General features: G+C 64.2%; 12 protein-coding genes and 1 pseudogene. 8 read left to right on the forward strand and 5 right to left on the reverse strand.

Translation table 11 applies throughout. From position 1 onward, the window contains the following. The first annotated feature begins 31 nt into the window (after positions 1-31). The gene (locus X760_RS42800) at positions 32-1807 is read left to right on the forward strand and encodes a tetratricopeptide repeat protein (RefSeq protein ID WP_023716869.1); all 1776 of its coding nucleotides are present in this window, start codon (positions 32-34) and stop codon (positions 1805-1807) included. 64 nt (positions 1808-1871) lie between these two features. Next, on the forward strand, positions 1872-2816 hold the full coding sequence (locus X760_RS42805) for a glycine--tRNA ligase subunit alpha (protein ID WP_023716870.1): 945 nt from the start codon (positions 1872-1874) through the stop codon (positions 2814-2816). On the opposite strand, the gene X760_RS77095 is transcribed toward X760_RS42805, so the two are convergent. Next, positions 2813-2986 (reverse strand): hypothetical protein, encoded by a 174-nt coding sequence (locus X760_RS77095; RefSeq protein ID WP_023716871.1) that lies wholly within the window; start codon positions 2984-2986, stop codon positions 2813-2815. The two genes, X760_RS42805 and X760_RS77095, sit on opposite strands and share 4 nt — an antisense overlap. A 277-nt stretch (positions 2987-3263) precedes the next feature. Here X760_RS77095 and glyS point away from each other — a divergent pair, with 277 nt between their 5' ends. After that, the gene (gene glyS / locus X760_RS42810; RefSeq protein WP_023716872.1) at positions 3264-5846 is read left to right on the forward strand and encodes a glycine--tRNA ligase subunit beta; all 2583 of its coding nucleotides are present in this window, start codon (positions 3264-3266) and stop codon (positions 5844-5846) included. Positions 5847-5875: 29 nt separating this feature from the next. Here glyS and X760_RS42815 read toward each other — a convergent pair whose 3' ends face one another. Then, positions 5876-6307 carry a hypothetical protein gene (locus tag X760_RS42815; protein WP_023716873.1) on the reverse strand — a complete coding sequence of 144 codons (432 nt, stop codon included), beginning with the start codon at positions 6305-6307 and terminating at the stop codon, positions 5876-5878. 159 nt (positions 6308-6466) lie between these two features. Here X760_RS42815 and X760_RS42820 point away from each other — a divergent pair, with 159 nt between their 5' ends. The 3 genes from X760_RS42820 to X760_RS42830 all read left to right on the forward strand — a co-directional run bounded on the left by X760_RS42820 (position 6467) and on the right by X760_RS42830 (position 9648). After that, the gene (locus X760_RS42820) at positions 6467-7447 is read left to right on the forward strand and encodes an L-threonylcarbamoyladenylate synthase (protein ID WP_023716874.1); all 981 of its coding nucleotides are present in this window, start codon (positions 6467-6469) and stop codon (positions 7445-7447) included. A gap of 18 nt (positions 7448-7465) precedes the next feature. Next, the gene (locus X760_RS42825; RefSeq protein WP_023716875.1) at positions 7466-8896 is read left to right on the forward strand and encodes an FAD-binding oxidoreductase; all 1431 of its coding nucleotides are present in this window, start codon (positions 7466-7468) and stop codon (positions 8894-8896) included. A gap of 185 nt (positions 8897-9081) precedes the next feature. Then, a complete protein-coding gene (locus X760_RS42830; protein WP_023674094.1) occupies positions 9082-9648 on the forward strand; it encodes a DUF6101 family protein in 567 nt (188 codons plus the stop codon). Positions 9649-9820: 172 nt separating this feature from the next. Here X760_RS42830 and ubiA read toward each other — a convergent pair whose 3' ends face one another. Next, complete coding sequence (gene ubiA / locus X760_RS42835) at positions 9821-10804, reverse strand: 4-hydroxybenzoate octaprenyltransferase (protein WP_023716876.1); 984 nt, start codon at positions 10802-10804, stop codon at positions 9821-9823. Between the two features lie 156 nt (positions 10805-10960). Here ubiA and purD point away from each other — a divergent pair, with 156 nt between their 5' ends. Continuing rightward, positions 10961-12238, forward strand: a complete 1278-nt coding sequence (gene purD, locus X760_RS42840) for a phosphoribosylamine--glycine ligase (RefSeq protein WP_023716877.1) — start codon at positions 10961-10963, stop codon at positions 12236-12238. Between the two features lie 21 nt (positions 12239-12259). Here purD and X760_RS42845 read toward each other — a convergent pair whose 3' ends face one another. Both X760_RS42845 and X760_RS77750 read right to left on the reverse strand, forming a co-directional pair. Continuing rightward, the gene (locus X760_RS42845; protein ID WP_023716878.1) at positions 12260-13363 is read right to left on the reverse strand and encodes a GH25 family lysozyme; all 1104 of its coding nucleotides are present in this window, start codon (positions 13361-13363) and stop codon (positions 12260-12262) included. A gap of 178 nt (positions 13364-13541) precedes the next feature. Then, a pseudogene (locus X760_RS77750) lies at positions 13542-13777 on the reverse strand (hypothetical protein). A gap of 197 nt (positions 13778-13974) precedes the next feature. On the opposite strand from X760_RS77750, the gene X760_RS42850 reads away from it, so the two are divergent. Next, entirely contained in the window at positions 13975-15738 is a 1764-nt protein-coding gene (locus tag X760_RS42850; RefSeq protein ID WP_023716879.1) for an acyl-CoA dehydrogenase, read from the forward strand. The last annotated feature ends 18 nt before the right edge of the window (positions 15739-15756 follow it).

Raw genomic sequence — 15756 nt, forward strand, 5'->3', positions numbered from 1 at the left:
GCGGAGATGGCGTTTGGCTGAAAGGGATATGATGCGGCAAGGATATGCGCGCTGGCTGACGGGGCTGGCAATCGCGACGGGCATGGCGATCTCGGCTCTGCCGGTCCATGCCAAACAGACCGCAGAGCCGGTCAGGATCACATCCTTCTCGGGGGCCTATCTCGCCGCCCGGATTGCCGAAGGCGACAACGACCTCGACAGCGCCGTCTCCTACTACAAGCAGGCGCTTGCCTTCGATCCGAACGATACGGGACTGCAGCAGAGCCTGATGCTGTCGCTGATCGCACAGGGGCGCTTCGATGAGTCCCTGGTCTACGCCGACAAGCTCAAGGCGGTTCCCGATGTCGAGCGCTTCTCGCGCCTGGCGCTGGCCATCGATTCCTTCCACAAGAAGGATTTCTCCAAGGCCGAATACTGGCTCAAGCTGTCGCTCGAATCCGATCTCGACCGGCTGATTTCCGGCGTCATGACCGGCTGGGCCAAGCAGGGTGCGGGTGACGCCGGCGAGGCCATGGCTTCCATCGACAAGCTGCAGGGCCCCGACTGGTTCGGCCTGTTCAAGTCCTTCCACCGTGCCTTGATTGCCGACGCCTCCGGCCTGCCCGACAGGGCGGATGCGCTCTACACCGCCACCCTGCAGGACACGGCCGCCGGCGGTGCCGCCCCCGAAACATGGATGCGCAACGCGCAGGCCTACGCCTCTTTCCTCGCCCGTAAGGGCGACAAGGCCAAGGCGCTGTCGGTGCTCGACCAGGCCGAGACATTTGCGCCCGGCAAGGTCGAGATTGCAGCCCTTCGCGACAAGATCAACAAGGGCGAAAGGATCCAACCCTTCGCTGCCGGCCCGTCGGACGGCGCCTCGGAAATCCTGCTCGATCTCGCCACCGCGCTCAACCGCGGCGGCGGCGAGCCGTTCGTGCGGCTTTATCTGCAATATGCGCTGGCGCTGCGGCCCGACAATGACGCGGCGCTCGTTCAGCTTGCCGCCGTTGCCGAGCAGTTGAAGGACGGCGAGGGCGCCATCGCGCTCTATCGCCGCATTCCCGCCGGTTCGCCGCTGAAGGAGCTTTCGGACCTGCAGCTCGGCCTCAACCTTGCCGATCTCGACCGCAACGACGAGGCGATCACCCACCTCAAGGCCATCGTCGATGCGCATCCCGACGACATGCGCGCCTATCTGGCGCTCGGCGGGGTCTATTCCTCGAAGGAGGATTTCCGCTCCGCCGCCAATCTTTATGACAAGGCGGTCGAGGTGCTGAAGACGCCGACCGCCGTCAACTGGAACATCTTCTACCAGCGCGGCATCGCCTATGAGCGGCTGAAGGAATGGCCGAAGGCCGAGCCGAATTTCCGCAAGGCGCTGGAGCTCTACCCCGACCAGCCGCAGGTTTTGAACTATCTCGGCTATTCCTGGGTCGACAAGGACATGAACCTCAAGGAAGGCCTCGCGATGATCCAGAAGGCCGTCGACCTGAGGCCGAGCGACGGCTACATCGTCGATTCGCTGGGCTGGGCCTATTATCGCCTTGGCCAGTTCGACGACGCTGTGCGCGAAATGGAACGCGCCGTTTCGTTGAAGCCGGAGGATCCGGTGCTCAACGATCACCTCGGCGACGCCTACTGGCGCGTTGGCCGCAAGCTGGAAGCCACCTTCCAGTGGAACCAGGCCCGCGACCTGAAGCCGGACCCGGACGTGCTTGCCGCCTTGCAGCAAAAGCTGATGAAGGGCCTGCCGCCGATCGAATCCAACACGGCGCAGGAAACCCCGAACGTAAAGCCCGAGCCGGCGCCCGCCCCGAAGGGGTGACCCCATCGCCTTGACGGTCGCGGAGCGGCACTCTACGAGGTGCCGCATCCCGCCGGAGGCCGCCGTGACCGTTGACATCCCTGCCCACACGCATCCCAGCCGCTCGTTCCAGGGGCTGATCCTGACCTTGCATAATTATTGGGCGGACTATGGCTGCGTCGTCCTCCAGCCTTACGACATGGAAGTCGGCGCCGGTACCTTTCATCCGGCAACGACATTGCGCGCGCTCGGCCCAAAACGCTGGAACGCGGCCTATGTCCAGCCCTCGCGCCGCCCCAAGGACGGCCGCTATGGCGAAAATCCGAACCGGCTGCAGCATTATTACCAATACCAGGTGATCCTGAAGCCCAATCCGCCCAATTTGCAGGAGCTTTACCTCGGCTCGCTGGCCGCGATCGGCATCGATCCGCTGCTGCACGACATCCGCTTCGTCGAGGACGACTGGGAAAGCCCGACACTGGGCGCCTGGGGACTGGGCTGGGAGTGCTGGTGCGACGGCATGGAGGTGTCGCAGTTCACCTATTTCCAGCAGGTCTGCGGCATCGAATGCGCGCCGGTGGCGGGTGAGCTCACTTACGGGCTGGAACGGCTGGCCATGTATGTGCAGGGCGTCGACAATGTCTACGACCTCAACTTCAACGGCCGCGAAGGCGCCGACAAGGTGACCTATGGCGACGTCTTCCTGCAGGCCGAGCAGGAATATTCGCGCCACAATTTCGAATTCGCCAACACGGTGATGCTGCTCAGGCATTTCGAAGACGCCGAGGCCGAGTGCAAGGCGCTGCTACAAGCCGGCGCGCCGGCGTCGAACGACAATCTGGCGATGCACAGGATGGTATTCCCCGCCTACGACCAGTGCATCAAGGCCAGCCATGTCTTCAACCTGCTCGACGCACGCGGCGTCATTTCCGTCACCGAGCGCCAGAGCTACATCTTGCGGGTGCGCAATCTGGCCAAAGCCTGCGGCGAGGCGTTTCTGCTGACGCAGGCGGGTGGAATGGCGGCTTAGCTCCAGGCGATTTCGACAGGGGCGCTGATTGGCAACGTGCCTTGGCCGCTTGCACCGGCTATTGTCCGCAGCGCCTGCCGGACGCCGGGCATCGAGAAGGCACCGTGCACCTGCGCTGTAAAACAGGCGCTGAGCGCGAGGATCTGCAGGAATGTCGATGCCGTTTTCATGGTCGTTCAGCCAATAGCTCTCTGCCTGAGCGTTGGTCGCTTCAGCGCTGCGTTCGGTTCATGGAAATCTTTGATCCAAGGACGGGCGGACCGGCGCGTGTCCGACAGGAGGCTGAATTTTTTCGGAAATCGCCGCTGGACGCCTTGATCGTGCTGGCCCGATCTTGCTGGGAAGGGTGACAGCAGCCGACCGAGTTGCTATGCCCCGCTTACCTCCGCCTCGATGGGGGAGGACGCCGCGAAGCGGCGGCTGTTTTTTGTCGCGTGAGCTCTTTCAATGCCTGACCTGCTTCTAGAACTTCGTTCCGAAGAAATCCCCGCTCGCATGCAGCGCAAGGCGGCCGGCGATCTCAGGAAGCTTTTGACCGACGGTCTGGTCGAAGCCGGGCTGACCTATGAGGCGGCGCGCGAACATTGGACGCCGCGTCGGTTGGCGCTCGACATCCGCGGCCTGACCGCCCGCTCGAAGGACATCAGCGAGGAGATCAAGGGCCCCTCGACCAAGGCGCCCGAGCAGGCGGTGCAAGGTTTTCTGCGCAAGGCCGGCCTTGCCTCGATTGCCGAGGCGCATGTCCATTCCGATCCGAAGAAGGGCGACTTCTATGTCGCCCATATTTCCAGGCCGGGCAGGTCGGCGGAGCAGATCATCGCCGAGCTGGTGCCGGGCATCATCCGCAACTTCCCCTGGCCGAAATCGATGCGCTGGGGGCCGGCGTCGGCCAAGCCCGGGTCGCTGCGCTGGGTGCGGCCGCTGCAATCGATCCTGTGCACCTTCGGCCCGGAAACCGAGGAGCCGGTGGTGGTCGATTTCGAGATCGACGGTATCCGCTCAGGCAACGTCACCTACGGCCACCGTTTTCATGCGCCGGGCGCCATCACGGTGCGCCGCTTTGACGATTACGTCGCCAAGCTTGAAGCGGCCAAGGTCGTGCTCGATGCCGACCGACGCAAGGAGATCATTCTTGCCGATGCCAGGAACCTCGCCTTCGCCAGCGGGCTCGACCTCGTCGAGGACGAGGGGCTGCTGGAGGAAGTGTCGGGCCTGGTCGAATGGCCCGTCGTGCTGATGGGCGAATTCGAGCAGGATTTTCTGGCCATTCCGGCCGAGGTGATCCGGCTCACCATCCGCGCCAACCAGAAGTGTTTTGTGACGCGGCCGCATGGCGCGGGCGAAGAGCTCTCCAACCGCTTCATCCTGACCGCCAATGTCGAGGCCAAGGATGGCGGCAAGGAGATCGCCCATGGCAACGGCAAGGTGGTGCGCGCCCGCCTGTCCGACGCGCTCTATTTCTGGAAGACCGACCAGGGCGACCTGCCGGATCTCGACCAGTTGCAGGCATCGGCGGAAAAGTTCGGGCTTGACCTCAACAAGCCGCTCGACCAGCGCATGGCCCGCCTCGACCATCTCAATGTGACGTTTCATGCCAAGCTCGGCACGCAGGGCGAGCGGGTGGAGCGGATTGCGCGCTTGGCCGAAGAACTGGCACCAATCGTGGTGCGCGCAATCTCCCCCCTTGAGGGGGAGATGGCCGGCAGGCCAGAGGGGGTCGCTTCGCGTGAAGCGCCGGCATCCTCGGTCCACAAGAGAGAGTCGCGTCAGGACGCACCGATCCCCTCTGTCGCCTTCGGCGACATCTCCCCCTCAAGGGGGGAGATTACCGCGCTGGCGCGTCGCGCTGCCGTCCTCGCCAAGGCCGATCTCACCACCGAGGTGGTTGGCGAATTCCCGGAACTGCAGGGCGCCATGGGTCGCAAATACGCCCTGCTGCAACGCGAGCATCCGTCGGTCGCCGCTGCGATCGAGGAGCACTACAAGCCGCAGGGGCCGTCAGATCGCGTGCCGACTGATCCGGTATCGATCGCCGTGGCGCTCGCCGACAAGCTCGATACGCTGGTCGGGTTCTGGGCGATCGACGAAAAACCGACCGGATCGAAGGACCCCTATGCGCTGCGGAGAGCGGCGCTGGGGGTAACGAGGATACTGATTGAGAACGGGATTAGGTTGTCCCTGAAATCTGTGGCCAATATCGCGTCCGAAGATATTGCAGGTCACATACGCGATCCCAAACTCGACCGACAGTTCGAAATTGCTGCGGAGCTAGACCAGCAACTCGGAGGAGATTCGCTTACCGATCTCGTCATCGAACGCGATTCCGCAATCTCAAACAACACCTTTGAGCGTTCCGGAGAAAGGCAGCAGCAAGAGATCAACAATCTCCTCTCCTTCTTCCACGATCGCCTCAAAGTCTATCTCCGCGATCAGGGTGCGCGGCACGACCTGATCGACGCGGTGCTGGCGAGTGGCGCTGCTCCCTCATCCGGCCCTTCGGGCCACCTTCTCCCCGCTGGGGAGAAGAGGCTGGCACCGGCGTTGGCGACCTCTTCTCCCCTCGGGGAGAAGGTGGCCGCGAAGCGGCCGGATGAGGGGGCTTCGCAAAACGACGACCTTCTGCAAATCGTCCGCCGGGTCGAAGCCCTTGGCTCGTTCCTCGACACCGAGGACGGCAAGAACCTGCTTGCCGGCACCAAGCGCGCGGCCAACATCGTGGCTGCCGAAGAGAAGAAGGCGACAGCGATCGCAAGCAGCGTTGAGCCGGCTCTGTTCCGGGAGGGCGCCGAAAAAACCCTGTTCGCGGCGGTGAATCAGGCCGAGAGGCAAGCCGGCGAAGGAATTCAAAACGAAGACTTTTCCGCCGCCATGCTGGCGCTTAGCGTGTTGCGCGAGCCGGTTGATTCATTCTTTGAGAAAGTCCTGGTAAACGACGAGGACCAGGCGGTGCGCGCCAATCGCCTGGCATTGCTCGCCCGCATCCGCGCGGCGACCGACCGGGTCGCGGATTTCTCCAAGATAGCCGGCTGACGTCTGGGAAAAAATCATCGCTTGTGGCGCTATTTGGGCTGGTCGGGAGCTGCTAGCGGCGCAGGCTGCGGCGCTGCCGGCTCAGGGGTTTTGCTGGCGACCTTTGGATCGGCCTTGCTGTTCGCGGCGGGCGCGGCAGCGGTGGCCGGCGCGGCTTTGGGCGCAGGCGTTGCAAAGGCATCGCCGACGATACCGCCGCGAATGATCATCGGACTTCCGTCGAAGCCACGACTCGGCTGGCTCGGGATTGCCGCGACCTTTTCATCGGTGACGTTTTCATTGACGTCAGGCAACTTCTCGCCGAGCGCGACGATCGACCGTGTTTTCGCCCGTTCGAGCGCGCTGGCACTTACAACCGAAGGCGTCGCCGTCGTTTGCCCGAGAAAAACCAGCGATGAGGCCTGTGCCGTGCTGGCCATAACCGCCAGACCAAGCGCTCCAAGGATACGCATCGAAAGCATGATAATTCCCCTTGCCCAACAAGACGGCACCGTAGCCGAGGGCAGTTGATGCCGGCTTGCGGGGAAACATAGCATTTTAGCGATTTGCGATTCGCCAATGCCTGGGCTTGCTCGCCCGGCGTCGCCGTATTAGGCACCCGCATCCGTGAGGTGACGACAGTGGCTGAAATTCGTGCCGTCGGCGAGGCGATGGAAAGGGCGTTGGCGCTGCTCGAAAGCGGCGACGTCGTCGCCATACCGACCGAGACCGTCTATGGCCTGGCCGGCGACGCGACCAACGGCGTTGCCGTGGCTCGTATCTTCGAAGCCAAGGGCCGACCTCGCTTCAACCCGCTGATCGCCCATATAGCCGATCCGGCGATGGCCGAGCGCATCGCGCTGTTCGATCCGCTGTCGGAAAGATTGGCGCAGGTATTCTGGCCGGGGCCGCTGACGATGGTGCTGCCGCAACGGCCCAGCAACGGCATTCATCCGCTGGTCACCGCCGGTCTGGACACCATCGCGCTGCGCATGCCGAAAGGCTTTGGCGGCGAGCTGATTGCCAGGTTCGGTCGCGCGCTTGCGGCGCCCAGCGCCAATTCCTCGGGCAGGATCAGCGCCACGACGGCGGAAGCAGTGGCGGCCGACCTCGGTCCCAGGATCAAGCTTGTGGTCGATGGCGGCGCGACGCCGGTCGGGCTGGAATCGACCATCCTCAAGGTCGAAGCCGGAAAGCTGCGGCTGCTGCGACCGGGCGGCATTGCCGCCGAAGAGATCGAAGCAGTGGCCGGGACAAAGTTGCTGCGCGGCGCTTCGGGCATCGAGGCGCCCGGCATGCTCGCCTCGCATTACGCTCCGGGTGCGGCGGTGCGGCTCAATGCCGGCAAGGTCGCCACAGGCGAAGCCTTGCTGGCCTTCGGCCGCCGCCGTGCCGAGGGCTGGCGCGATGCAGCCGCACTGCGCAATTTGTCGGAGACCGGCGACCTGCGCGAGGCAGCAAGCAATCTCTTCGCTCATCTGCAGGATCTCGATGGCAGCGGCGCCAAAACCATCGCCGTCGAGCCGATCCCGTTCGAAGGGCTGGGCGAGGCGATCAACGACAGGCTTTCGCGCGCCGCCGCCCCGCGTGACAAGATCGCCCCTCGTGACAAGATGGATTGAGCACCATAGTTTCCACCCATGAACGACATTTCCCCCGACCTCGATCCTGCCGTCATCGCGCGCTTTGTGACAATCGTCGGCGACAAATATGCGCTGCGCGACCAGCAGGACATCGCGCCTTACCTCACCGAGCGGCGCGGACTTTGGCACGGCAGGACGGCGCTGGTGCTGAGGCCGGGCAGCGTCGAGGAGATCAGCCGCATCATGCGGCTGGCGACCGAAACGGGCATGCCGATTGTACCGCAAAGCGGCAACACCGGGCTGGTCGGCGCCCAGGTGCCGGACGCGTCCGGCCGCGAGATCGTGCTGTCGCTGTCGCGGCTAAACCGCATCCGTGAGATCGATACCCTGTCCAACACGGTGACGGTCGAAACCGGCGTCATCCTGCAAACGCTGCAGGAAGCGGCCGATGCCGCCGACCGGCTGTTTCCGCTGTCGCTTGCCGCGCAAGGCTCCTGCCAGATCGGCGGCAATCTCTCTTCCAACGCCGGTGGCACCGGCGTGCTTGCCTACGGCAATGCGCGCGAACTCTGCCTCGGCGTCGAAGTGGTGCTGCCGACCGGCGAAGTGTTCGACGATCTGCGCAAGCTGAAGAAGGACAATACCGGTTATGATCTGAAGGACCTGTTCGTCGGCGCCGAGGGTACGCTCGGCATCATCACCGCCGCCGTGCTCAAGCTTTTCCCCAAGCCCAAGGGGCGCGAGGTGGCGTTTGCCGGCCTGTCATCGCCGGAGGCGGCACTGTCGCTGTTCAGCCTCGCGATGGACCGTGCAGGGGCAGCGCTCACCGCCTTCGAGCTGATCGGCCAGAGGCCTTACGACTTCACGCTTGCCCACGCACAAGGCGTAGTGCGGCCGCTGGCCGGCGATTGGCCGTGGTATGTGCTGATGCAGATCTCGTCGGGCCGCTCGGCCGAGGATGCACGGGCGCTGATCGAAGAGGTGCTGGAGGCAGGCCTCGAGCAAGGGATCGTCGGCGATGCGGTGATCGCGTCAAGCATCGCCCAGGGCGATGCGTTCTGGAATTTCCGCGAAGTGCTGCCCGAGGCGCAGAGACCCGAAGGTGCCTCGATCAAGCACGACATCTCGGTGCCGGTGGCGTCGATCCCGCCCTTCATCGAAAAGGCCGCCGGCGCCGTGCAATCGGTCAGTCCCGGCGCACGCGTCGTCTGCTTCGGCCACATGGGCGACGGCAATCTGCACTACAACATTTCCCGGCCGGTCGACGGTGACGACGAGGCGTTTCTCGGCCTTTACCACGTCATGAACAAGGCCGTGCACGACGTCGTGCGCTCGTTTCATGGCTCGATCTCGGCCGAGCACGGCATCGGCCAGTTGAAGCGGGACGAATTGATCGCGACGGCGCCGCCGATGGCGATCGAGCTGATGCGCAGGGTGAAGGCCGCTTTCGATCCCGCCGGCATCATGAATCCCGGTAAGGTTATCTGATCCTTTCGCCGGCCCGCGCCGGTTCGTATTCCGATAACCATCCGCCTCGGATCAGCAAAATTTAACCGACTTTCTTAAGCGCGAGGATAAGAAGCTCGCGCTAATGTTTCTCCACAACGAGGCTGGGAAAACCGGCCCGGAGATCCGGAAACACCGGCTCTCAGGAGAAACAGGAAAGGCACGATATGAACACTGGACTGAAGCCAGTCTGGGCCGGGCGCAATATGCGCCTCGACCCATTCCGCCTGCCGCAGGTGGTGAGCTACGCCACGCGCGACGACTATGGCGACGTTACCTTCACCATCGATCAGCGCGGCGCGGTTATCCGCCGCACGCTGGAGATGAGTGGCGTGCCGGCGATCATCGCTCTGCCCGCCAACGCGTTTCGCGGCGTCGCCGCCCGCGCCATGGAGGATCCGGATGGCAATGTCACAGTGACGCTTGAGCTTCTGCACAACGACCCGATGCTGTCGGTGCCGCTGCTGGTCGCCGACGATCTCGACGACGTCGCCGCCGACTGGCGCGCCTGGGCCGACGCCTACCGCCTGCCGATGCTTCTGATCGAGGCCGACGGCATTGCCCGCACGCTGGAAGAATCGCTCGGCGCCGCCATCAAGGCGCTCCCGGCGCAGGACCGTCGCAAAGGTCGCGTCTCGACCATGCGCCGCCCGCGCTTCCTCGCCCGCCGCCGCGCCGGCGACCTCGGCCTCAGGCTGGTCATCGGCGGCGAGGAGCTTATTTCGCGGGAATAGGCCTGAGCGCCTCTTCCTTCTCCCCCTGTGGGAGAAGGTGGCCGAGCGGAGCTCGGTCGGATGAGGGGTGTTCCAGGGACCGCCAACGCCTCATTTCTTCCAACACCCCTCAACCGTCTTGGCGCTACGCGCCAATCCACCTTCTCCCACAGGGGGAGAAGGGAAAAGGCTCCTAAACCAGCGGCTTCAGCGCCACCCAAACCGCGCCGCCGATCAGGCCGAGGAAGATCAGCCAGCCGACCTGGTTGTTCGATCTGAACAGCCTCAGGCACTGGTCCGGATCGTCGATGTCGAGCACGCCGATCTGCCGCGCCAGATGGGCGCCGGCGGCAATCAGCCCGGCGAGCGCCGGCACCGGTGCCTGCGCCGAGGCGAAAGCAATGGCGAAGCAGACCAGCGCTCCGCCATAAAGTCCGGCAAGCCAGCCCTTGGTGTTGTCGCCGAACAGGCGCGCCGTCGAGCGCACGCCGACGATGGCGTCGTCCTCCTTGTCCTGATGCGCATAGATCGTGTCATAGCCGATCACCCACAGGATCGAGCCGATATAGAGCATGATTGCCGGCCCATCGAGATCGCCGAACTCGACCGCCCATCCCATCAGCGCCCCCCAGGAAAAGGCAAGACCGAGAACCAGTTGCGGCCAATTGGTGTACCGCTTCATGAACGGGTAGATGGCGACGATGACCAGCGAGCCGATGCCGAGCAAGATGGCCAAGCTGTTGAACTGCAAAAGCACGGCGAGGCCGACCAGTGCCTGCAAGACAACAAACATCCAGGCCTGCCGGCGCGTAACCTTGCCGGCCGGCAGCGGTCGCGAGCGTGTGCGTTCCACCTGGTTGTCGATGTCCTCGTCGACTAGGTCGTTGTAGGTGCAGCCGGCGCCACGCATGGCGAACGCGCCAAGAAAAAACAGCAGCAGATACCACGGCGACGGCAGCAGCGAGAGCAGCGGGTCCGTCGGACGCGGATAGGCGCTCGCGGCAAGTGCAGCCGACCACCAGCATGGCCACAGCAGCAATTGCCAGCCGATCGGCCGGTCCCATCGGGCAAGCTGCGCATAGGGCCACAACCCCCGCGGCAGCGCGCGATAGACCCAGTGGCCGCTCGGCGCATCGGCGACGCGGCCCTGGGCCGCTTTCGACTGGACGGTTTCCATTTTGCTGGAGTGGCAGCAGAGGCGAATGCCGTCAAGCGTCAAGCAGGCCGGATCCGCTCGCGGCGCGGAATCGCCGCCGCGGACAGCCAAATGTCTTGACCCGCCGCCCGGGGCGCAATAGCGCAGTCCTGATCGGAACGGGCAAGGAATCCAGGCATGCGTGTTTTGCTGATCGGCTCCGGCGGACGAGAACATGCGTTGGCCTGGAAGATGGCGGCGTCGCCGCTGCTGACCAAACTCTACGCGGCGCCCGGCAATCCGGGCATCGGCGGCGAAGCCGAACTGGTGAGGCTCGATGTTTCGGATCATGCAGCGGTGGTCCGGTTTTGCCGCGAGAAAGAAATAGACCTCGTCGTGGTCGGCCCGGAAGGGCCGCTGGTCGCCGGCATTGCCGACGACCTTGGCGCCGAGGGCATCCGCGTCTTCGGCCCGTCAAAGGCAGCGGCACGGCTGGAAGGCTCGAAGGGGTTCACCAAGGACCTCTGCGCCAAATACGGCATCCCGACCGCCGCCTATGGCCGCTTCGGCGATCTGGCTTCGGCCAAGGCCTATGTCGAGAGAATGGGTGCGCCGATCGTCATCAAGGCCGACGGCCTCGCTGCCGGCAAGGGCGTCACCGTCGCCATGACGCTTGACGAGGCGCTGGCCGCGCTCGACGCCTGTTTCGACGGCTCCTTCGGCCAGGCCGGCGCCGAAGTGGTGGTCGAGGAGTTTCTCAGCGGCGAAGAGGCAAGCTTCTTCTGCCTTTGCGACGGCATCACCGCGCTGCCCTTCGGCACCGCGCAGGATCATAAGCGCCTCAGTGACGGCGACACCGGCCCCAACACCGGCGGCATGGGCGCCTATTCGCCGGCGCCGGTGATGACGCCGGAGATGATCGACCGAACCATGCGCGAGATCGTCGAGCCGACCATGCGCGGCATGGCTGAAACAGGCGCGCCGTTTTCCGGCGTGCTGTTCGCCGGGCTGATGATATCAGACAGCGGGCCGAAGCTGATCGAATACAACACCCGTTTCGGCGACCCGGAATGCCAGGTGCTGATGATGCGGCTGAAGGACGATCTCCTGGTCCTGCTCAACGCCGCCGCCGACGGCCAGCTGGCGCACACCTCGGTGCGCTGGCGCGACGAGGCGGCGCTCACCGTGGTGATGGCAGCCAGGGGTTATCCCGGCACGCCGGAAAAGGGCTCGGTCATTCGCGGCGTCGAGGCGGCGGCAGGTGAGGGCGTCGAGATTTTTCACGCCGGCACCGCAATCAACGGCGGCGCACTCGTCGCCAATGGCGGTCGCGTGCTCAACGTCACGGCGACCGGCCGCACCGTCGGCGAGGCGCAGAAGAAGGCTTACGCCGCGCTCGACCGGATCGACTGGCCGCAAGGCTTTTGCCGCCGCGACATTGGCTGGCTGGCGGTGGCGCGCGAGCAGGCGAACTGACGCTTCAGGCGGCCCTCAGCCTCAGCGCAGGCCGCGGCCGAATACGGACGAGACGCTGCTGACCGCATCGGCGGTGGGGGCAATTCCAGACACCGATGCCAGGCGCTCTTCGTTTCGCGTCCAGGCAACATATTCGGCAATCCCGCGCGGAAGGCTCGGCGCCGCCTTCGCCGCAGGCATTTGAAAGCCGCTGCTGAACCTGGCCAAGCGCGTCCTAAATACCGCGACCAGTTGCTCGAGGCTCGCGGGTGCTGCCACTGTGGCATAGGTCATGGCAGTGCCGGCGAGCCCCGCCTCGCGTGAGAGCGGCACCGGTATCGAGGCGAGATAATCCGGCTGCACGTCGATCAGGCCGCCGAACGGCCACTGTGCGCGCAATTCCGTCGCGTTCATCGGCGCGACGCTGACATCGATATCGTTGGGCGTGCCCGCAACCCTGTAGGGACAGCGGAACCGGCCGCAATTTGCTCGCGCCGAAAACTGCCAGAGCGCATAGCCCTGCCAGTTGCCCATCGGAAAATGCACATCGATGTCTGGCTTATAACGCGCGTACCACAGCGGCAACCGGGACAGGAGCGGGTATTTATACTTATTGTCGGCGATATGCCTGGCGGTCGTGCCGTTGGTGTAGAGCACCGGAAAGCGGCCAACCCGACGATGCACATGGCGCACGAATTCCTCGGCATCCTCGAGCGACATCCATTGGGTGGGATCATCGTCCTCGATGTCGAGGGCAAGCAGGTCATCCGGCCCGGGTTTCACGAAATTGATGAAATTATTGGCCTGTCCCACGGGGTTGCCAGGGCGGGCGAGATGATAGGCACCCCATTTCAGGCCCAGCGCCTTGGCCACCACCTTGCGCGTCTGGAACAGTTCCTGTGCCATCGCATGGCGCTTCCAAAGCGTCTTGCACAGACGCATCTCGGTCTCGTCGCCGAAACAGAAATAGGGTGGCGGCATTCCGTCGGATGCCTTGTTGATGAAGCCGACAAGACGCTTGTCGGCAGCTAGCCGGGTCCAGTCAATGGAATTGTATTCGTAGGCGTCGACGACCAGCGCCCGGTCCGCATCCTTCCACGGTTCGGAGAAATCCGAGGCCCTTGCCGGCGTCAGCGCCAGGGTTATCGCGGCCGCGACAAGGAGAAGCGCTGAGCGGACAAGGGGGTGCGCCGGCGTTTTCAAACAGCAGGTCCTTGCTGGCCAAAGCCAGATCCTGAACCGCCATGGTTAAGGAAATGCTTTCGATCGCGGCCCGCGGATGCCACGGCTCGGACAGCTTCTCCGTCGATGGTCTTGATGGTTGTCACTGGCGAGAGGGGATATGAAACGGATTTAGCGCCGGCACTTGCGACAGCGTTCCCTCGGCCTCGCGTTTGCGATGAGGGGTCAGCGAGCATGGTGGTGAGCACAATGTGCCGCGATCCGACCAATAGGCTGCGCCGTTCTCGACCTTACCTTCATGATAGCAAAAACCGGCCGCCCGCCAAAGCAGGCGCATTCGATGCAGCGATGGGCGTCAGGTCTGCGAGCACGAGGCAATCCTATTTCGGTATTCTGCTCTATCTTGGCGAATTTAGCCTGCGTCGTGGCAATTGCAAAATCCACGTGACAAAGTTTGACGTTTACGTAAAAAGAAGATGGACAGGGAACTCCGAAAGCTGATGATTTTGCGCCGGCACGGGTCTTAACTTGGCCTGCCGGACTGAGGAGAGCCAGGCTGAGGAGAAGCGAGCGCCATGTATCGGGCACCGGTCGAGGAAATCGCCTTCACCCTGAAGCATGTCGCCGGCTTGAAGGCGGCGCTCGATGCCGGCACCTTTGGCGAACTCGGCGAAGACCTCGTCGACGCCATTCTGGCCGAGGCCGGCCGTTTCGCCAGTGAGGAGGTGGCGCCGCTCTATGAGATCGGCGACCGGCAAGGCGCGGTGCTCAACGGCGCTGCCGTCACCACGCCAACCGGCTGGAAGGAACTTTATCGCCGCTGGATAGATGGCGGCTGGAACGCGCTGTCCGCGCCGGAAGCGTATGGCGGCCAGGCGCTGCCGGCCATGCTCGGCGCCGCCGCGCTCGAAATGTGGAACTCCGCCTCAATGGCGTTCGGCATCGCTCCGACGCTGACCATGGGTGCGGTCGAAGCACTCGACAAGCACGGCTCGCAAGCGCTCAAGGCCAAATATCTGGAAAAGCTGGTCTCTGGCGAATGGATGGGCACTATGAACCTGACCGAGCCGCAGGCCGGCTCGGACCTGAATGCCTTGCGAACCCGTGCCGAGCCGGCCGGCGACGGCACCTACCGCATCTTCGGGCAAAAGATCTTCATTACCTATGGCGAGCACGATTTCACCGACAACATCATCCATCTGGTGCTGGCGCGGCTGCCGGACGCGCCGGCCGGCACGCGTGGCCTTTCGCTGTTCCTGGTGCCGAAATTCCTGGTTGGCGACGATGGCGCGCTGGGCGGGCGCAATGACGTCTTCTGCTCCGCGCTGGAGCACAAATTGGGCATCCACGCTTCGCCGACCTGCACCATGATCTATGGCGATGGCTTCGAGGGCAGCACGCCCGGCGCGATTGGCTGGCTGGTCGGCGAGGAGAACAAAGGCCTCGCCTGCATGTTCACCATGATGAACAATGCGCGCCTTGCCGTCGGCATGCAGGGCGTCGCGGTCGCCGAGGCGGCGACGCAGAAGGCGCTGGCCTACGCCAACGAGCGCCGGCAAGGCAAGGCGGCAAGCTATCGCGGTACCGGCATGGCGCCGATCGTGCATCACCCCGACATCCAGCGCAGTCTTTTGACCATGAAGGCGCTGACCCAGATTGCCCGCGCCATCTGCTATTCCTGCGCCTACGCCATCGATCTCGCGTCCGCGAGCGAGGATGCAAAGCACTGGCAGGAACGCGCCAATCTTTTGACGCCGCTGGCCAAGGCGTTTTCCACCGATGTCGGCGTCGAAGTCGCCTCGCTTGGGCTTCAGGTGCATGGCGGCATGGGGTTCATCGAGGAGACGGGGGCTGCAGCGCTTTATCGCGACGCACGCATTGCGCCCATTTACGAAGGCACCAATGGCATCCAGGCAATCGATCTGGTGACGCGCAAACTGCCGCTCGGCGGCGGTCGGCATGTGCATGGCTACATCGCCGAGCTCAAGGCCGTCGCCGATGCGGTGCGAGCGTCGAACCTTGAAGGCTTCGGCAGCACCGCCGATCGCCTCGACCAGGCGCTCGACGACCTCACACAGGTGACCTGTTTCCTGCAAGACCTGCAGGCCGAAGGCCGTTCCGACGAGGCGCTGGCCGGCGCCACGCCTTATCTCAGGCTGATCTCGCTTGCCGCTGGCAGCGCCTATCTGGCGCGCGGTGCGCTTGCCGACCAAAACCGCATCGCGCTTTGCCGGTTCTTCGCCGAGAACCTGCTGGGCGAGGTGGGCGCGCTGAAGGAGCGCGTCATCGGCGGCGCCGACAGCCTTGGCGTTGCCGGCAAGTCGCTGATTTCCGCCTGACGTTCGCAAACGCCCGAA

The organism is Mesorhizobium sp. LSHC420B00, from assembly GCF_000503055.1.
Lineage (GTDB): Bacteria > Pseudomonadota > Alphaproteobacteria > Rhizobiales > Rhizobiaceae > Mesorhizobium.